This window comes from Microbacterium aurantiacum (assembly GCF_040532595.1).
In the GTDB taxonomy this organism is placed as follows: domain Bacteria; phylum Actinomycetota; class Actinomycetes; order Actinomycetales; family Microbacteriaceae; genus Microbacterium; species Microbacterium chocolatum_B.
Genome location: NZ_JBEVYX010000001.1, coordinates 1,697,818 through 1,717,102 on the forward strand (window position 1 = coordinate 1,697,818; position 19,285 = coordinate 1,717,102).

Sequence of the window (19,285 nt, forward strand, 5' to 3'; positions counted from 1 at the left end):
TTGCTGTGGGTGGACCCCTCGGGCGGATCTCATTTTTCGCGGGCTTTCCAACAATGTCAAACGTTTTCGAAATCATTTTCAAAACGGGCTACGATCAGCGTTCATGAGCATGCGCCCCACCATCACCGACGTCGCCAAGGCGGCCGGTGTCTCGCCCGCGACCGTCTCCAAAGCGGTCAACGGGCGCTACGGCGTCGCCGCCGACACGGTCGAGCGCGTGCTTCGCGTCGTCGCCGAGCTCGGCTACGAGTCGAGCCTCGTCGCCAGCAGCATGCGCTCGCGGCGCACCGGGGTCATCGGGGTGCTCGTGGCCGACTTCGAGCCGTTCAGCGCCGAGATCATGAAGGGCGTGGGGCGCGCCCTGCGCGACACCCACTACGACCTCCTCGCCTACAGCGGCTCCCGGCAGCCGAACGGCGAGGGGTGGGAGCGCCGCTCGCTCAGCCGCCTGAGCGGGACCCTCATCGACGGCGTCATCATGGTGACCCCGACGGTCCTCGGCGTCACCGCGGAGGTGCCGATCGTGGCGGTCGATCCGCACACCGGCCGCGCCGACCTGCCCACGGTCGAGTCCGACAGCTTCACCGGCGCGCGTGAGGCGACCCGGTACCTCATCGAGCTCGGCCACCGCCGTATCGGGTTCATCGCCGGGCGCCCGGACCTCCGCTCCTCGATCCTCCGGGATGCCGGCTACCGGCGGGCCCTGGGCGACGCGGGCATCCCGTACGACCCGGCACTCGTGCGCGTGGGCATGTACCACCCCGAGACGGTGCGCGAGCAGGCGCGCCTGCTGCTGGAGTCGGCGGACCGCCCGACCGCGGTCTTCGCGGCCAACGACCTCTCGGCGCTCGCGGTCATCGAGGTCGCCGCGCGCCTGGGCATCGCCGTGCCGCGGGATCTCTCCGTGGTCGGCTTCGACGACATCCCCGATGCCACGCAGGGCTCCCTCGCACTCACCACCGTGCGTCAGCCGATGCAGGCGCTCGGCGCGACCGCGACGGGTCTCCTCGTTGCGCTCATGAACGGCGAGACGCCCGAGTCGACCCACATCGGGCTGGCGACGCGGCTGATCGTCAGGGAGACGACGGCGCCGCCCCGCTGACGAGGTCTCGCTCGGCATCCTCCGCGCCGGTCGGCAGCGCGGGGTCGGCGAGGATGCCGGCGAAGGCGAGCTCGGCGGCCCCGATGAGCAGGCGGTCTTCGGCGAGGCACGCCGAGCGCAGCTCGAGCGTCTCGGTGGAGGCGGACATCGCCTGCCCCCGCACGCGATCCCGCAGGTCGTCGACGTCGACCTCGGCGAGGGTCGCGAGGAAGCCGCCGAGCACCACGACCGAGGGGTTCAGCACGTTCACCGCGTTGCCGAGGGCCGTCGCGAGGATGCGGCGCTGCCGCTCGACCTCGCAGCGGATCGGGTCGTCGGGGTCGTCTCCCGCCACCGCGGCGGCCACAGCGGCGGCGAGCGTCGGCTCATCGGCGGAGTCGAGGCCGACGGCGTCGAGGAGCCGGGCGCGGCTCACCTCGTCCTCGAGGACGCCGCCGGTCGCGCGGCGGTCGCCCTCGTCGGCGATGCCGGGGCGGTTCTGGCCGAATTCGCCGGCGTAGCCGTCGGCGCCGCCGACCGGGATGCCGCCGATGATCAGCCCGCCGCCGATGCCGCTCGCGCCGCCGTTGAGGTACACGACGTCGCCGACGTCGCGCGCGGCGCCGAAGAGGTGCTCGGCCATGGCGCCGAGGCTCGCGTCGTTGCCGACGCGGGTGGGAAGGCCCGCGGCATCCTCCACGAGTTCGCGGAGCGGGGTGTCGCGCCAGTGCAGGTGCGGGGCGTCGCGGACGAGGCCGTCGGAGGCCCGGACGAGACCGGGGACGGCGAGGCCGATACCCACGATGACGGCGTCGGGGATGGTGTTCGCGCGCCAGTGGGCGACGCGGTCGGCGATGAGGCGCGCGGTCTCTTCCGGCGCGGGGGCGCGGGGGACCTCGTGGCGTTCGCGGAGGACGATGCTCTGGTCGAGTCGGACGACGGCGAGGGTGATCGCGTCGACCTCGGGGTTGACCGCGACGGCGACCACGCGCGGGTCGATCGCGACGATGGGGGAGGGGCGTCCGACGCGGCGGGCAGGATCCGGGGCGCGCTCTTCGACGATGCCCGAGCGCGAGAGCTCGCCGACGAGGTCGGCGATGGTGGAGCGGTTCAGGCCCGTGGCGTCGGTCAGGGCCGCGCGGGAGAGGGGGCCGTTCCGGTGGAGGAGGCCCAGCACCGACGCCAGGTTGCGCTGGCGGCCGCCCGGCCCCATGAGATTCATCGCACCAGTGTAGGCATCGGGCCCGGCGAGCACGTGTCTCGCCGGGCCCGATGACCTGGTCAGCTGGTCATCCGCCGGAGCGTCGTCCCGCGCCGGACGGCGATGCCGCCGACGGTGAGGAGCGACAGGGCGGCCAGCAGGGCCAGGGCCCAGGGCAGCTCCACGCCGGTGGTGGCGAGGTGCGAGCCGGAGCCGGAGCCGGATCCCGGGGCGGCGACCGGCGAGCCGTCATCCGAGCCGCCGGGGGTGCCGGGCGTGCCCGGGTCTGTGGGATCGGTCGGGTCCGTCGGGTCGACCGGATCGGTCGGGTCCGTCGGGTCCGTCGGGTCCGTGGGATCCGTCGGGTCGACGACGACGTCGGCGGCCACGAGCTGCGCCACGCCCCAGCGAGCGGTGGACTGGTAGCCCGCGCCCGTCGGGTCGGCCCAGTTGCGGATGCCGGTGCGTGCGCCCTCGGAGGCGTCGTTGACCTGGAAGTCCAGGCCGTGGAACGTCCCCTCGCCGCCGGAGTCCAGCAGGCTCAGACGCGCTTCGATGACGTACCCGCCCTCGACCCGGACCGCTGCCGACTCCACGCGTGCGCGCTGGAACGGCTCGTCGCCCGTGCCGAACGACAGGGTGTTGTCGGCGTTGATGCGCACCTGCATGTCGTCGTAGCGGTAGGAACCGTTCTTGACGTTGCCGGCGTCGAGGTAGAACTCCACCGAGTCCTGGATCCACGGGTCGGAGCCCGTGACGTCCACGATCGGATCGGCGACCTCGGCGAGGACGAACAGGTTGTTGCCCTGCCAGAGCGTGCGCACCTCGGCGCTCGCCCCGCCCGTGCCCGAGACCTGGCGGTCGGTGGTGACCGACGGTGCGGCATCCCATCCGGCCTCGATCTCACCGTCGATGACCGGAGTCTCGGCGGTTTCGGGGATCGCCAGGTACGACACCGGCTCGACCAGAGTCATGATGCCGGTCTGGCCCGTGGTGTTCCAGCCCTGCGTGGTCTCGCCGTCGCGCACCCGCACGTCGAAGGCGAGCGTGTCGCCCTCCTGTGCGCCCTCGAGCGGCACCGTGGTGACGACGTCGTAGCCGCCCTCGCGCTCGGTGACGACGGCCTCGCGGTCGCCCTCGCCCGATCGTGCGACGGAGTAGACGGTGTCGCCGAGCTGCAGGTCGATGCCGTCGGCATCCTGTGCCGTGGTGTCGTCGACCTTCACGAGCACGGTCGCCTCGTCGGGCTCCCAGCGCATCTGGAACTGCGCGATCGACTCCACCGGCAGCAGCGGCAGCAGCGACCACTCCAGGGCGGATGCCGCGTCGTCGGTCAGCGGCACCGAGCCGCCGAAGACGAAGGCGCTGCGCTGACGGGCGGGGAGCTCCTCGTCCACCGCGCCGTAGTAGGCGGGCTTGCCGAGGTAGCGGTCGTCGAACAGCAGCGGTGCGCCGTTGCCCGAGCGCCAGCTGCGGCCGTCGGTGAGGCCCCACACGGTGACGCTGAACAGCTCGTCGGTGTAGGCGCGGAACACGCGGAACGCGTCGCGGTAGTAGTAGCCCTGCTCCACGAGGAGCGCCTCGTTCACCGGGGTTCCGGTGGTGACGTCGAGCTCGGTGACCGCCTGGGTGAGGCCCAGGCCCGTGAAGCGCTCCAGCGCACCCTCGAGTGCCGAGACCGGCATTGCGAGGCTGACGTGGAACTGGTGGCCGACACCGTCGATCGGCACGCCGCGCGACAGCATCCGCTCGATGAGAGCGAGGTAGCGCGTCTGCTTGCCGGACTGCTCGGTGTTGTAGTCGTTGATGAACAGCGTCACGGGGCGGTCGCTGCCGGGGGCGGCGAACTCCTCGTTGAACGCCTCGTCGGCGTACTGGAACGACAGGTCGATGAACTCTTCACCGAGGATGCGGTACCACTCGCTGCGGCGCAGCCCGTCGGAGAACTCCGAGCTGTCCGAAACGACCTCGTTGACGACGTCCCACGCCGTAATGGGGTTGCCCCCGCCGTAGGCGCCGTACGTGTCGGCGAGGTACTCCGCGATGTTGAAGATGTGCGTGCGCATCCGGTCGCGGAGGATCTGGCGGTCGGTCTCACTGGTGGTGAGCGGCGAGCCGTCCTCGGCCTGGAAGAAGAACGCCGGGGTCTGGCTGTGCCACACGAGCACGTGTCCGTAGACGTCCAGGTCGTTGTCCGCCGCGAAGCGCATGATCGCGTCCGCCTCGGGGTTGGGGCGGAAGTTGCCCTGCGCGTCGTACCAGGCATCCGGCTTCATGTGGTTCTCGGCCGAGACCTGGTCGAAGTGGCGGAGCAGCAGCTCGGAGGCGACGCCCGTGGTCTCACGACGGTCGATCGCGACGCCCACCGGCATGTCGAGGGTGTCCATCAGCGGCGTGATGTCTTCGATCACCGCCGGCTCCGGCACCGAGACGACGATGTCGTCGAAGTACAGGTCGGAGGTGTTCGTGCCGTTGTAGTCGGTCTCGAAGTAGAGTCGACCGCTGTCGAACGCGGAGAGCGGGAAGGATGCCCGCACCTCGGTCCAGCCGGAGTTCGTCACCGAGGTGAACTGCGCCAGCGTGGCGTACGTGGTCGCGCCCTCGAAGGTGCGCTCGAGCGTCATCCACACCGGGCCCGCAGGCTGACCCGCGCCGAAGCGGACCTGCGCCGAGACCTCGTAGGTCGTCTCCGCCGTAAGCGACGAGATGTCGTGTCCGAGGCCCGAGCCCTGCGAGGTGCGCCCGGTGAGGGCGGCCGCGCCGGTGCCGGCGAACACGGGGTCGTTCACGAGGGTCACTGTGGGTGCGCCGCTGCCGCTGTCGCGGGGGCCCCATCCGCCGAGGCCTTCTTCGAAGTCGTTCGACAGGGCGGTGTCGCCCGGCGGGGTTCCGCCGTCGCCGCCGCCGTTGTCGCCGCCGCCGGTGTCGCCACCGACGTGGACGATCTCGAGGTCGTCGACGTAGTAGGTGTAGGCGGGGACGTCGGTGATGTCGCTCGTGCCGATGTAGAGCTGAAGCTGCGACGTGTCGGCGCCCTCGGGCACGGTGTAGCTGCCCTCGATCGTCGTCCACGCGTCGGCCGAGACCGGGGTGTTGCCGATCCACTCGTACGCGGGCTTCATCACCAGGCGGGCCGAGGTGGCCGGGGTGCCGGGTGCGAGCTTCACGCGGGCGGACAGGTCGTAGGTGGCGCCGGCCTCGAAGATTCCGAGGGGGCTTTGGATGCCGACATAGTCGGCGTTGCGATCGGCGACCTGCAGCACCTTGCTGCCGTCGAGGTCGATCACGGAAAGGGTGGAGTCGTCTCCTCCGCTCGCAACCCACTGCCCGGTCGTGCCGTCCTCGAAGTCCACGGCCGAGAGGACGGTGTCCTCCGCGGCGGCGGGTACGAGGGGGGCGAAGACCAGGGCGGCGGTGGTGAGAGTGGCGGCGACGCCCCATCGAACCCGATGTCGATTCACAGAACGCTCCTTCGCGTAGTTTGTGGTCTTCGCAAACTAATCCGCGCAGTCGCGTTGGCGGCACCCCGTTACGGAACTGTTACGAAAACACCCCGCAAGTTTCGACGCGGGGGATGGCCCCCTCTGCCGATGGTGCGGCACAGGTCGGACCCTCACCGGGCACCCCTGCGACCGGGTCCTACGGGCGTCGCCTCGGGTGATCTCATGCGGTAGCGCTGAGCCGCACCGGGAAGGTTGGGCGTATTCCATCGAGGACCGGCTTGCGCGCGGCACGGTCTCTCGTTCGGGGCGGAAGATCGGGACCGCTGTCTACGCAAACCGAGCCATTCGGCGGGCACGACCGGTGAGCGCGCCGGGGCGTTCGTTCTTGTAGAGCGCCAGCCTGAACCGCGGCAGGTTGACGGGAGTGCTGCCCGGGTGCCGGACGTCCTTTGGGAGTTGATCACGCACACTGTCGAATGCGCCGCGGTCGCCGGCTTCGATAACCCGGAGGACGGTCACGAGAGTTTGCGTGACGCGCTCGCGAAGATCGGAATTGACGCGCACGAGTTGTCGCCGAGGTGCGAGGCGTTTCACAGTCTTGGCTCGCTGGACAATCGCATCGAGGGAGTCGAAGATCTCGTCGTAGTCGTCTGAAGCGCTTCCGATCATCATTAGTACGCCACCTGGGGTGAGCGACCTTGCCAACTCGGCAATCTCGCTTTCGAACTGAGTCGTCATCGAGGTTTCGGTGAGGAAGTTGCACACGATCATCAGGTCGATCGCGCCAGGCGGGCCGCTGTGGGAGCTGCCGACTTGACTTCGGGCCTCTCCAAGCGTGAGGCGACTCTCCCCCCACTCCAGCGATTCGGTGTACAACTGTGTTGCAGCGCGCTTGATAGCCCCGCGATGGGCTGCCCTCACGGAGAATGACTGGAAGTCGAGGAAATCTGTTGCGAACTTGTGAGGGCCTTCCTGATCGCCCAGATGCATCAGGCGTTCGCCAACGCAATGGTTGAAGCGTCCCCAGCCCGGACTCCTATCTAGTGTGTACAGGTGTGTGGCCCCAACGATTGACGCCGCGCCCGAGCGGGCTTGGGACCATTGCGCAAGGTCCGCGTAGAAGTCTCGCACCGCGTGGAGTGCGGGCATCGGCCCCGCTCCTACTTCCAGGGCCGTGAGTCGCGTCTTGCGCAACGGAAGATCGCCGCTGCGTAGCAGGTCATCCAAGACCTCGATGACTCGCACGTATCGCTCGACGAGGTGCCAGACAGAGTAGGCGAGCGTCTCAACATCAGTGTCGAATGCGAGTTCGTTGCACCTCTCGAGAGTTGCCGGGAGCGCGGCGACGAGTTCTGCCGCGCCGCCGTGTCCGATCAGGTCACGCGTCATGCTCATCACAGCGTGCGACAGGCGATCCATGCGCTCGAGGCGCGCCGAGGCCGGGCCGCTCACCCACTCAAACCAGTCGTCGCGGTTCGAGTTCAGCCAGCGCCGTGCGTGGAAGCCAGGAGTGCGCATGGTCCACCCACTCTGACATGGAGGGGCAGGGAAGTCGTAGAAGGCTGGTCCAGCGACCTCGGTCTCTCGATTGAGCCGCCGGACTCCTACTCCTCTTGAGGATCCTCGTCGACGTAGTCGTACGCGTACTGCAGGTCTGGTCGAAGCTTCCCAAATGTCCAGCCGGCCAGGTCCAGGCGCGCGATGTGGTCGAACTGCTGCCATACCTTGCTCTCGCCCGAAAGAACTCGTCGCTCACCGAGAAGCCCGACGACCACCCCCCAGCCCAACTCCGAGAGCCGCGCCCGCAGCCAGTCCTCCGCAATCAAGAGAATGCCTCCGCGCGTCGAGCTAGTCCCGATGCGAACGAAGGAAGCGATATGAGTTGGTCCATCAAACCAATCGGGAGAGTCTGGGTGCCGCGAGATCGTCGGAGTGTCCAATAGCGCTCCCGCGGGCATTGTGACGTTGACGGACTCCTCGATCGAGCAATCGGCCGACGCCTCCCATAGGTATCCGACACTTGCGGGGAGTACGAACAGGCCGGACTCATCCGCTGGCGCCCCCGTTCCGAGGGAGACAAGTTCGGCCCACTCGCGACCGAATCTGGCATCATCTCCTGCCGAGATGTCAGCGTCGACGTCCTCCCAGGAAGCTCGCCAACTGAACTCTCCGAGGTAGTTCGACGTGCGGTCTCCGCCTTCCGGCATCCATCGACCCATTAACGTGCGGTTCTCCAGTGCAGCCGCAAGGGTCGCCGCCTCAGGGTCCTTGACCAGCCATGCGTAGATGTGACTCCACTCCTCTGCTCGCCCGTCATCCCAAGAGTCCGAACTCGACGGTGCGGAATGTGTCACGTGCTCGGATAGAGCTATCCAGCGTCTCCCATCCGCCGAGTTGCGGATCAGCCGTTCGCTGAGCGATGGCAGGTCAGTGTCGGACAGCACCCAGCGCGCCGCATCGTGTCCGTCCGGAAGGAGCCGCAACTTGAAGTCCCACGGCATCGCGACCTGCTCCGAGAAAGTCGACCCCTCGGCCCTCGTTGGGGTCGACGAAACGGACCATTCCGGGTCGGAATCGTCGTAATGGTAATCGGGGGGACTGAAGTGTGCTGGGGGAAGGCTCGGGTCGATGTCGCGCAACCCGAGTTGCCACGCCCCAATGTAGTCGTCGCCGCCGCCTCGGTACTGGTGAATGAAGTAGTAATTGTCGAGCAGCTTGGCGAGGAGACGGTACAGCGCCATCCACTGGTACTTCTTTCCGATGCGCTCAGTCTTGTGCGAGGTGCGCGAGTGATTCCGAGTCAAGCGCGACTCGACTTCATCGAACCTCTCTGGGGTCCACCCCAGCCTCACCACCTCGCTGAATATCCAACGGCGTGCCCACACGGCGTTGATCGTGCTCGGCGCAACTCGTCTGGGCCGTTTGAAGGCGGCGTCGAATGCCGCACGTTGGATGGCGTCGAGTTCGCCTAGGAACCCAACCAGACCAGCCGCATCCTGCGACTCAAGTGCTTCGGCGCGAGAGCGGAGGTCGGGTGGTAGCGTTCGCAGGAAAGCGGCCCAACGCGACTTGATTAGCTTCCGTGGTTCGGTGTGCCTGCTGTCGCGAACGGGGCGAGGACTAGTACGTCGGACGGTACTTATGTTCCGGACGGCAGGCTCGATTTCGTAGTGTCCGAAGTCTCCCATCGAGAAAATCGAGAGGTAGAGGCTGGCCCAGGATGGTTGAACCGATCCAGATGGATCTCGACGCCTTCGCTCGTAACGATCGTTCAGCGCCTCCTCCGTCGGTGGATTTCCTGGAAGGGTCGATGAGTAGGGAGGCGCCGACTCCGTCTTGAACTCTGGCAGCGCGTGCGCAGCCAACTCCAAGATTCCTTGTGCAGCGTCGCGCGTGAGAACGTCTGGATAGTGGCGATTCACCAATGAGTCGGTACCGAGTATGTTGTCGCGGACGAATTCGGCGAGGCTGGCCAACGTGCGCGGATCCCTCCTTCCGACCCGCATCGCCCACCCGTATGCAACAACGACCAGTCGTTGGATCAGATAAGCGTCATCAACTCGGCGCACGTCCTCCACACCGAACCGGCTAAGCAGAGCCAACAACGCGGAGCCGTGGCCAAGGAGAAGTTGAGTGAGCGCTTTGGTGGTTCGATCGCGCACAAACCGATTACTCGAAACGAGCAACCACGTGAGCGTCGTAGCGGCGAGCCGAACAACCTCGGGGTCGGCACCTTGAGCGCCGCTTCCTGCAGTTCCCGCCGGCGTCAGGTGTCTTGGCGTCCTAGTCCGCTCCGCCCACCTGATTAGTCGAAGTAGCGGAGAACTGTCGTCAGAAAGGAGGTGCCAGGTGTACTCGATCCAGAATGCATCTCGCTTGAGCCGCCCCGCGTTCAGGAGAATGGCGTGCAGTCTGTCGGCATTGAGAACGTGGTGAGGTTCAGCGGCGACAGCAACCGCGCTGTCCCACAGATTGGGCCGAGAGTTCGGGTGCTGCCCGATGCGTGCGAGTTCAAGCGTCCGTTCAGTCACACTCGCCGGCCGCCGCTGAGGAATCGTTTCCACTGTGATTGCCAGCACATCGCGGAAGATCTCATGTCCATCCCAGCTCTTGGTGGCCACGCACTCGTCAAAGATGTCGTGCGGATCCGCATAAAGGCCATCGAGAACTTCCTGGCCGGTCGCCTCGGCATAGAGGACGACGAAGGCTCGTTGCAGGTTGGGAGCAGCGCTGCAAAACCAAGTCCGAAGTCCACCGTGCTGGCTCCAAACCGCTTGGCCGCTGCGAGCTGCGTCGATCTCCGCGTTGTGGACCGCCAATGCCGTCGACGCGATACGGAAGTCGCCGAGCGCCTGGTAAGCAAACTGAACAGCCGCGACGGGTTGGTGATCCTTGAAGAGCATCGCCCGCCCGAGCACACCTTCGGACAGTAGCTTTTGGTAGAGCGTGTCGGGCCACTTTGTTCGATCGGGAAGGAACGATTCGAACAGCTCATTGGCTTCGGCGTCGGGCAGTTTCGCGGTCGCGCGATGGGACAAGCGGGATTCAAACGCTTTGAGAGCCTGTTCGACCTTGTGTTGGGTTGGATCGAGATGGAGGTGCCGGTTGATGCGTTCGATGCGTGACGCGATGAACTTGCCGAACACGGCGGAGCGATGTTTGTCGTATTGAGCAATCTGGGTCTGGGGAAGCCCATCGAAGCCAGCGGCGTATAGCTTCACGAAAAGTGGATTGCTGAAGTCTGGCTGTAGCAGGGGAGCCTTTGGCCAAGCCGAGGGGACGGCGCGAAAGTACGCCTCCAGCGCCTCCAGCTCGCGACCAAGGAATCCGGGGTGCCGGCGCTGAATCAGGCCCATCGATTCGCGCTTGCTCGCGGACGGAAGAGTAACGCCCTCCAGGTCCGATCGGCACGAGACAACCAGTGACAACTCGGGGTAGTTCCGCAGCTCTGTGGTTAGTGTGACGAGTTGAGTTGGCCAGCGATCCAGCGCTGCGGATTCATTGAGCGCATCAACACAAACAAGCAGGCGGCTGGAGGTGGTCTGGGCTGCGGCCGAGAGAGCTCCCAAGAAGCGATCATGGCTCATTGGGCCCAGGCCCAGGTGCTCCGCGATTTGAGTGAGGATGTCACGGCCAGCATCGAGCACCTCGCCCAGAACGCAGATGGCAAGATCCCCGTCTTCCAAGGCGTGCCGCGTTGCGTCGATGAGAAGGTGGGTCTTGCCCTGACCAGCCTCACCGGTGATGAGGAGGCTACCTGTCCGCGCCGCCTCCACAGCCGTCGTAACTTCTAACTTCTTCAGCAGCGAAAGAGCTTCGTGGAGCGCTTCAATCCTTCGCCGCACGGTCCTGGGCTGATACGTTGCAGGAGCCAATGGTGACGTCCCCTGCTCGTCGGGCACTGAGTTGGCTAGCGTGGCAACCGGCGCGAGCACATTGTCAACGGCTTCGGCCAACGCCGCCAGCTGGCCGTCGTCACGGCCATCGGTGATGTTCACCGACGGCATGAAGCGGGCCAGTCGCACCCTGTCGAGTTCGATGGCAAAATCGGCGAGGAACGTCGGAAAGTCTGGGTGTGATCGGTCGTGCTCAATAGTGTTGGCGAGATCACTCAACGCCGCGCTGGCTTTCGCGTTGGCGTTAGCGATGACGTCCTCGAAGCTGGGAGCGCGACGTGCTCCATCGATGTCGCGTCCGATGACGAGTTCCACGTTGGACTCCGGCGTGTACCGCTCGTCTGCGAGGGCGATGGTCTTGCGAAGCTGAGATTCAAACCAGTGGCGCGAAAGGAACTCGTTGTCGAAGAAGAATTTCCGTCGCCCTTCGTTGCCCGGTTTCAGCAGGCGCTCGAGAATCTCCCCCTCGGTGATGAGATGGATGCGGACTTCGTCACATTCAGGAAGCGCAGCAAGCCACTTTTGTACGGCGTCGTCCCATCGCGCGCGGGCGCTCTTGGTCGGTCTGCCGCGGGTGGTGCGCGCAGCAGCGTCGGGGAGATCGAAGGGTGCGTAGAACGTCAGACTCTTGACCCTTCGGGCGTCGCGGTTTCTCACCACCGCGTCAAAGCTGGACTTCGCAGCGCTTATCAGATCGGTGACATTCCAAACGAACTTGCACTGGAATCCCCACACTTCGCCTGACGGCGCAGTGTAGTACCACTCGACCCCTCCATCCGGGTCGCCAGTCTTCGTTGTCGTCCAGCCTTCGGGAGCTGGCTCGCGTAGTTGGAAGCAAAGGTGTTCGAAGCCTCGCGCTTGGGTTCCCCCCATGGCCCGAACATTCCGCAGGTCAATCGAGTTCAACAGCCTCGGTCCTTTGTCGTAGGCGGTGCGCCCCGCACCGTTCACCCATATAGAAGACACTAGGACGCGCCGGCGCCAGCAGCGCCGTGACCAGGCGGGACCAGCACACTCTCGGAGCAAGTCAGGAGGTCAATTGCCTGTGTCGACTCGAATAGGGCCCACGCCGTCCAGCCGGTTACCACGCGCACTCTAGATCGGGTAGTCCTTCAACCCGGACGAAGGATCACCCCATCCGCGATTTTGCGGATGGCTCGCCAGCCAATCTCGGATGTTGATGAGTACCTCGTTTACGTCGTGCATCAGACGCACTTGCTTGCGGATGAAGGTCTTGTCGGTGACGTTGACTCGTAGCGCGTGGGCGGGCTTCTGCCGTCCAGCTCGAACCTCTCGGAGCGGTGCCAGCGCCCACTTCGCTTTCCCAAGCGACACGCCGTTCTCGGTCATGAATTGCTCGAGCCTCACGAGGGTGCCGAGTGACTGTCCTGCAGCGTTCTTCTTCGCGATTCCAGCCTTATCAAGGGCCGCATGGTTGATGTTGTCCGAAAGAAGCTTGTCGAGCGAGTGAATGAAATGATCCCACTCACGTTGGTCGGCCCGCAGAATCCAGCCAAAGTCGTCGGGCGTCCCGTGGGTCCGGAAGAGCTTCGCCCCCCACACGTTCTCAAACAGCAGGCTGACATTCTTGAGCTCTAGAATCAGCCGTTCGAACGGACCGACGCCGTTCGGCCAGTTGCCCATTTGCGACGCGAACCAGACAGGATGGGGCTCCACACCTTCATCGTCGACCTGATAGCTGGCCCATCGTTGCTGATGCTCAGGGCTTAGGTCCTTCAGGTCGCCGTAGAAGGCGGCGACTCGGCGCACGATCGTCGGCTCCGGATCTCCCGGAGCGGGGTCGCGAATGTCGTATGCGAAGCCCAAGTGAAGAAGCGAGACGCTGTCCCTTCCCTGATTATCTTCGTCGTCGAATGCTTCATCTGTGAGCCCAAAACTGATGCCGTAGTCGCCCATCCCGAACCGGAACCGGGCGTCATTGCGATACCCCTCTAGTACGTCGGCGCTGAAGAACGCTACCTCCAAGGTAGATCTGCCGCGAGCCATTGCGCGAGCGAACGGGGCGTCCTCGTACCTCTTCGGGAGCTTGACTCTCTTCATCGCTTTCGCCATGGGGTAGAGCGCGACGCCGTAGGCATCCGCCGATAGCTCTCGAATTTCCTCGACCTGCATGGCCGGAGTTCGACGCGACGGCCATGGGCGGATGTGGATATTCATGTAGTCGCTTGGTCCGACGACCTGGACAAGGCCGGCCGTAACAAGCTCGATCGCCGCCTCGAGTTCGGTATCGGAATTTCGGCCGCGACGGACATGTAGGCCGTTGAAGTCCCGTGACTGGAGGTACCGCTCTTTCACGCTTTTGAGAAGCTCGCGCGCGTCCGCGGAGATGTCAGCTTTCTTGGGCAATCGGTCCGTCCTCGTCCGAAATCACTCGCAGTGGGGATCGTAGCCCAACCCTCCGACCTGGCCGCCGCGCCGGATCACACATGCGTTGCTCAGCAGGGAGATCCCCGTACGCAATACCCCACTGGTCAACTCGATCGGCGTGATCGCTGGCCTTCATCGCCCGCATCGCGTTCTGTGGGTAACCGATGACCATCGCTCAGGTCGGAGAATTCGCGCACCTGTCTAGTCATCCGCCGGCCCGTCACGCGACACCGCGGGCGATCTCGCGGCGATCGCTCAGGCTCCCCGATCGAAACGAATCATCTGCGCGCGCGGCCTGACCCCAGCCGTCGTGCGCACGCCACCGTCCGGCCAACGGGCAATGCCCGAATGACGATCTATCAACGCGCACCGCCGCAATTGGCATCTCTGCTTCAGCGCGACGCCCTGGTTCCCCATTGTCAAAGTGCGCGCTGCGGGTTACATTCGCTATCCCGAGGGAAGGACACAGACTATGAGCCGCGATAGCTGAGATACCCAAACAAGCCCCCGCCGACCTTGTCGCGCGGGGGTTTCGTCATGTCGGTGACTCCCGCTCAGGCGGGCGGGGCGGTGCTGCCGAGCACGATGAGGTGCGTGGCGAGGTCCATGCGCATGGTGTCGGCGGGTTCGCCGTCGGCGATGCGGAGCGCCAGGCGCGCGGCTTCCTCGCCCCGACGTAGGGGCGTGTGTATGGACTGCCAGAACGCCAGGTAGAGCTCACAGCCGTCGCGCCCATTTGAGTGGCCATACGAAATGGGCGATCGAGAAGGCGAACAGAAACCAGGCGCCGAGCTGCGCCCACCAGGTGATATCTCTGGCTTCGTAGATGCCGGTTTCGTCGACCACCGTGATCATCGGGGCGGCAGCGATGATGACGATGGTTGATGCCAGCCCGATGATCACGCCCGCGACCGTCCACTCGCCGTGTGCCAGCCATCGTGCTCTGAGGGCAGGAACCAGCCGTAGGGGGAGCCCCACCAGGAGAGCAATCACCATCGAGGAAAACGATATGGCTAGGGCAGCGATCGGCCAACCGACCACCGACAGGATGCTGTCATAATCCGTAGTCGCGGCCACCACGATCGCGAGCGCGGTGGCGAAGAGAACTGCACCGCCGAGGAAGAACTGCATCACCGTCAGGGTGACGAGCGCGTCTCCATTCGGCGTTAGACGGACTGCCCTATTCAGTAGAACTACGCGGGCTTCGTCGAGTCGCAACGCGTGCGCTTGGTGGGCCGCACCCTCGGACCTCGTGGTCGGCACCTGGCTGGTGTGCTTGCGCGCGGCGACGTACGCGACTTCGACCCGACCGGTCGTCAGCAGTCGCGGGCTTGAGAGGCCGAGCATCGATCGCGCGGTGTTCTCGCCCACGTCGCGATCATAGGAGTATGTCGGTGATCGGTGCCTTCGCTGAGCGCAATGCGCGGTCTGCTCCGCTGACGCGGTTCGCCTGCCCCCTCGGCCATGCCCGACTCCAGGCGCGCGGCCTCCTCGCCCGCGCGGCGGAGCGGCTGGTGCACGATAGTCAGCTGCGCGCTCCTCCAGCGCGCGAGGTGATCTCGTCGTAGCCGACCACCGAGAGATCGCGCGGTACCGAGAGCCCGCGCGCGGCGGCCGCCGCAATCACCCCGAGTGCCCGGAGGCCGCTGCCGGCGAAGATCGCCGTCGGTGGATTCGGGCCCGCGAGCAGCTCGGCCCCGTGGCGCTCGCCCTCGCCGGGGAGGAAGTTGCCGAAACGGATGTGGTCAAGGTCGATCTCGAGCCCCGCGGCGTTCATCGCCGAGCAGTAGCCGTCGACGCGAACTCGCGCCGCTTCAGGATGCGATCCGGGTGCTCCGGCGGGCTCTCGGCCGTGACACCCCGGCATGCCGCTCCGTTGTAGAACGCGAGGTTGTCGTTCGCCAACACGCGTGCCCTGGACGGGGGAGCGCGGAGTGCTGGCAGGGGCTATTGTCGGCCTTCCATGCCCGGTCGAGAAGGGTCTTTTCGGAATGTCGTATGACCTCCATGTTTACGGTCGTGACATCGAGCTTCCAGAGCTCCGCGATGTGATCACGGCGGCGGATCTGGCGGTCGAGAAGGACGACGCCGGGTCGTTGATAGTCGTTCGGGGCAAGCGGCGCCGTTACTCATTCACGGTCAGCGCTCCGGTCCTCGTCGACCCGGAGGACATCCCTGACGAAGTGGTCGCTGCAGTCCTCGCGCCCACGCACATGGTCGAGGTGTTAGTTGAAGGATCAGCGGCATCTGAGATCCCGCACGCGATCCGCGCCGCTCGTCGGATAGCGACGGCGATCGAAGGCGCGGCGCTTGACCAGCAGGCGGGTGATGTTTTCCATCGAGGGCGCTCGCGGCTGGCGCCGCGAGCTGAGCCGGGACTTGTTTCGGTCGTCGACGTGCACTGGTACCTGAGAGTAGGAGAGATGGCACCCGAACGGGTCGCTCGCACTTTCGTCGACGCTGCGAGGCGTCACATACCCGAGGCGTTACCGCGACGCTACGGGTCCTACGAGCCGTTAAAGAAGCGATGGGACGACGGAGCCGACGAAGCCTTCGTCGCCTTCGTTGCTGCGGAGACCGACTCTGTCTATATGCGCGGCACCAGCCCGGTTCAACACGCCAGCATCGGCCGAGCACGGGACCCGCACGCGGTGGTGTCCGCCTGCAGCCTGACGATGTTTGCTGCCCCGCTCGAAGATGAGAGATGGCAACGGTCGCTGGAAGGGGTCTTTGTCGAGTTCGCTAAGGCAGTCGATGCCGTCTACGCGAGCGGGGAAGTTGTTCGCGGTATCGAATGGTCCGGCCGTAGCTTGTGGTACGGCGCAGACGCTGAGCACGCCACCTACCTCGCCGGACGAGGCGAATGGAGCGGACTGCCACCGTATCCGGTGTGGTTGAGCTGGGCGCGAGTACGCGCCCTTGGTTCGCGACCACCTCACTGGGGCCACCCAGCATGCCAACGGCCTTCTACACCGACGGTCTCACCTGCCCGCCGACCGCGACGCGCTTCTTGCCGCCCTCGAGACACCGGGGCCCACCTCGCTCCGCAAACGCCGCAACTGGTTCAGCCGGCGCCAGCCGGTACCTACGGTGGAAGCGCCGTCGTGGCTTCCCAGGGAATACCTTGCAGTCCCAGTCGATCTCGGGTCACGCGCCGTGGCGCCGCCTGCCCCGGCGCCAACAATTCCCGCGTCCCTCACGAGATAGCTCTCCTCGATCGGCGGGCCCGTGCTCGGAAGCGACCGTCGAAGAACCCGCGTCAACGCGATGACGCGCTGAGTCGAGCCGAGTCGCGCGACCGCTTGTCCCCAGCGCCCGAAACACGGACTTGAACTCACGATCGGCATCGGCACTCGCGACGATGGAGCGGGTGCCGGTCCTTTCTCGCTGAGCGACGAGACTCGTCTGACTCCATCCGGCACATCCGCCAGGCTTGGTGACTGTCACCGAGCGGGCGGCGCGGTGCTGCCGCGCACGATGAGGTGCGTAGCGAGGTCCATGCGCATCGTGTCGGCCTGCTCGCCGTCGGCGATGCGCAGGGCTAGGCGCGCGGCCTCCTCGCCCATGCGGCGGAGGGGCTGGTGCACGGTGGTGAGCTGCGGGCTCATCCACCGCGCGAGGGCGATGTCGTCGTATCCGACCACCGAGAGATCGCGGGGCACCGAGAGCCCGCGCTCGGCTGCCGCGGCGATCACGCCAAGCGCCTGGAGGTCGCTGCCGGCGAAGATCGCCGTCGGCGGGTTCGGGCCGGCGAGCAGCTCAGCGCCGTGGCGCTCGCCCTCGCCGGGGAGGAAGTCGCCGAAGCGGATGTGGTCGGGGTCGATCTCGAGTCCCGCGGCGTTCATCGCCGAGCGGTAGCCGTCGACGCGGGCGAGGGAGCACATCATGTCTTCGGGGCCGGTGATCGCGGCGATCCGGGTGTGCCCGAGTTCGATGAGGTGGCGGGTGGCGGCGAGCCCGCCCGACCAGTTCGCCGATCCCACGGAGGGGACGTCGGGTGCCGGGTCGCCGGCGGGGTCGAGGATGACGAAGGGGATCCCGCGCGAGCGGAGCTTCTCGCGATAGCGCGGATGGATGTCGCTGAAGACGAGCACCACGGCGAGCGGGCGTCGGCGCAGCACACCGTCGATCCAGTCGGATGCCGGTGTGTGGCGGTCACCGCTGACGCTGAGCACCACCGACAGGCCTGCGGCATCCGCGACCTCTTCGACGCCCTCGATGACCGCGACCGACCAGCTGGGCTCGAGTTCGTGGAAGACCAGCTCGATGTACTCGGAGCGCTGGCTGGCGTTGCGCCGGGTGTAGCCGTTCCGCCGCAGGTGCTCCTCGAGGCGCTCGCGCGTGGCGGCGGAGACGTCCGCGCGCCCGTTGAGCACCTTCGACACCGTCGCGAGCGAGACGCCCGCCTCGGCCGCGATCGCGGCGAGGGTCACGCGCGTCTTTTCGGGCATCTTCGAATGCTAGCCCGGGCGGCGTTACGGCCCTGAACCGGCACGGTGCGGGGGATGGACGCGGAGCCGATCGTGAGATACGTTGTTAACCGCAACAATTACCGCGAAGGAGCGCCATGACCACCCAGGCTTCGGGCCCTGTCCCGACCCCCGCCGACAAGTTCACCTTCGGTCTGTGGACCGTCGGCTACAACGGAGCCGACCCGTTCGGCGGGCCGACCCGCCCCGCCCTCGACGTCGTGCACGCGGTCGAGAAGCTCGCCGAGCTCGGCGCGTACGGACTCACCTTTCACGACGACGACCTCTTCGCCTTCGGCTCGACCGACGCCGAGCGTCAGACGCAGATCGACCGCCTGAAGGGCGCGCTCGCCGACACCGGCATGACCGTGCCGATGGTGACCACCAACCTCTTCTCGGCTCCCGTCTTCAAGGACGGCGGCTTCACCTCCAATGACCGCGACGTGCGTCGCTTCGCCCTCCGCAAGGTCTTCCGTCAGCTCGACCTCGGTGCCGAGCTCGGCGCCAAGACCTTCGTCATGTGGGGCGGCCGCGAGGGCGCCGAGTACGACTCCGCCAAAGACATCCGTGCGGCCCTCGAGCGCTACCGCGAGGCCGTCAACCTCCTCGGCGACTACGTCACCGACAAGGGCTACGACATCCGCTTCGCCATCGAGCCGAAGCCCAACGAGCCCCGCGGTGACATCCTGCTGCCGACCCTCGGACACGCGATCGCGTTCATCGACTCGCTCGAGCGTCCCGAACTCGTGGGTCTGAACCCCGAGGTCGGCCACGAGCAGATGGCGGGCCTGAACTTCACCGCCGGCATCGCGCAGGCGCTGTTCCACGGCAAGCTCTTCCACATCGACCTCAACGGCCAGCGCGGCATCAAGTACGACCAGGACCTCGTGTTCGGTCACGGTGACCTGCACAACGCCTTCTCGCTGGTCGACCTGCTCGAGAACGGCGGCCCCGGCGGCGTCCCCGCCTACGACGGCCCCCGTCACTTCGACTACAAGCCCTCGCGCACCGAGGACGAGACCGGCGTCTGGGACTCGGCTGCGGCCAACATGCGCACCTACCTGTTGCTCAAGGAGCGCGCCGCGGCCTTCCGCGCCGACCCCGAGGTGCAGGAGGCGCTCGCCGCCGCCCGCGTCGACGAGCTGTCGGTTCCGACCCTCAACGAGGGCGAGTCGTACGAGGACTTCCTCGCCGACCGCTCCGCCTACGAGGACTTCGACCCGTCGGTCTACCTCGGCGGCAAGGGCTTCGGGTTCGTCCGCCTGCAGCAGCTGGCGACCGAGCACCTCATGGGAGCACGCGGCTGA

10 protein-coding genes are annotated in these 19,285 nt (G+C 66.2%); 2 read left to right on the forward strand and 8 right to left on the reverse strand.

Annotation, left to right across the window (positions count from 1 at the left end):
- The first annotated feature begins 103 nt into the window (after positions 1-103).
- Positions 104-1,102 carry a LacI family DNA-binding transcriptional regulator gene (locus tag ABXJ56_RS08125; RefSeq protein WP_353999176.1) on the forward strand — a complete coding sequence of 333 codons (999 nt, stop codon included), beginning with the start codon at positions 104-106 and terminating at the stop codon, positions 1,100-1,102.
- Here ABXJ56_RS08125 and ABXJ56_RS08130 read toward each other — a convergent pair.
- The 8 genes from ABXJ56_RS08130 to ABXJ56_RS08165 form a co-directional block, all read right to left on the reverse strand.
- Positions 1,074-2,303 (reverse strand): ROK family protein, encoded by a 1,230-nt coding sequence (locus ABXJ56_RS08130; protein WP_353999177.1) that lies wholly within the window; start codon positions 2,301-2,303, stop codon positions 1,074-1,076. The two genes, ABXJ56_RS08125 and ABXJ56_RS08130, sit on opposite strands and share 29 nt — an antisense overlap.
- A gap of 59 nt (positions 2,304-2,362) precedes the next feature.
- Complete coding sequence (locus ABXJ56_RS08135; RefSeq protein WP_353999178.1) at positions 2,363-5,743, reverse strand: endo-1,4-beta-xylanase; 3,381 nt, start codon at positions 5,741-5,743, stop codon at positions 2,363-2,365.
- Between the two features lie 309 nt (positions 5,744-6,052).
- Positions 6,053-7,243: a hypothetical protein gene (locus ABXJ56_RS08140; RefSeq protein WP_353999179.1), complete on the reverse strand. Its 1,191-nt coding sequence runs from the start codon at positions 7,241-7,243 to the stop codon at positions 6,053-6,055.
- Between the two features lie 86 nt (positions 7,244-7,329).
- On the reverse strand, positions 7,330-11,994 hold the full coding sequence (locus ABXJ56_RS08145) for an ATP-binding protein (protein WP_353999180.1): 4,665 nt from the start codon (positions 11,992-11,994) through the stop codon (positions 7,330-7,332).
- A gap of 222 nt (positions 11,995-12,216) precedes the next feature.
- Entirely contained in the window at positions 12,217-13,488 is a 1,272-nt protein-coding gene (locus ABXJ56_RS08150; RefSeq protein ID WP_353999181.1) for a hypothetical protein, read from the reverse strand.
- A 738-nt stretch (positions 13,489-14,226) separates the two neighbouring features.
- On the reverse strand, positions 14,227-14,880 hold the full coding sequence (locus ABXJ56_RS08155) for a hypothetical protein (RefSeq protein WP_353999182.1): 654 nt from the start codon (positions 14,878-14,880) through the stop codon (positions 14,227-14,229).
- A gap of 154 nt (positions 14,881-15,034) precedes the next feature.
- Positions 15,035-15,376 (reverse strand): substrate-binding domain-containing protein, encoded by a 342-nt coding sequence (locus tag ABXJ56_RS08160; protein WP_353999183.1) that lies wholly within the window; start codon positions 15,374-15,376, stop codon positions 15,035-15,037.
- 1,576 nt (positions 15,377-16,952) lie between these two features.
- Complete coding sequence (locus ABXJ56_RS08165; RefSeq protein WP_353999184.1) at positions 16,953-17,960, reverse strand: LacI family DNA-binding transcriptional regulator; 1,008 nt, start codon at positions 17,958-17,960, stop codon at positions 16,953-16,955.
- A gap of 116 nt (positions 17,961-18,076) precedes the next feature.
- On the opposite strand from ABXJ56_RS08165, the gene xylA reads away from it, so the two are divergent.
- Positions 18,077-19,285 carry a xylose isomerase gene (xylA, locus tag ABXJ56_RS08170; RefSeq protein WP_353999185.1) on the forward strand — a complete coding sequence of 403 codons (1,209 nt, stop codon included), beginning with the start codon at positions 18,077-18,079 and terminating at the stop codon, positions 19,283-19,285.

Coding starts and splice junctions, on each gene's coding strand:
- ABXJ56_RS08125 (WP_353999176.1), top strand. CDS start 104: ATGAGCATGCGCCCCACCATCACCGACGTCGCCAAGGCGGCCGGTGTC.
- ABXJ56_RS08130 (WP_353999177.1), bottom strand. CDS start 2,303: ATGAATCTCATGGGGCCGGGCGGCCGCCAGCGCAACCTGGCGTCGGTG.
- ABXJ56_RS08140 (WP_353999179.1), bottom strand. CDS start 7,243: ATGCGCACTCCTGGCTTCCACGCACGGCGCTGGCTGAACTCGAACCGC.
- ABXJ56_RS08145 (WP_353999180.1), bottom strand. CDS start 11,994: ATGGGGGGAACCCAAGCGCGAGGCTTCGAACACCTTTGCTTCCAACTA.
- ABXJ56_RS08160 (WP_353999183.1), bottom strand. CDS start 15,376: ATGCCGGGGTGTCACGGCCGAGAGCCCGCCGGAGCACCCGGATCGCAT.
- ABXJ56_RS08165 (WP_353999184.1), bottom strand. CDS start 17,960: ATGCCCGAAAAGACGCGCGTGACCCTCGCCGCGATCGCGGCCGAGGCG.
- xylA (WP_353999185.1), top strand. CDS start 18,077: ATGACCACCCAGGCTTCGGGCCCTGTCCCGACCCCCGCCGACAAGTTC.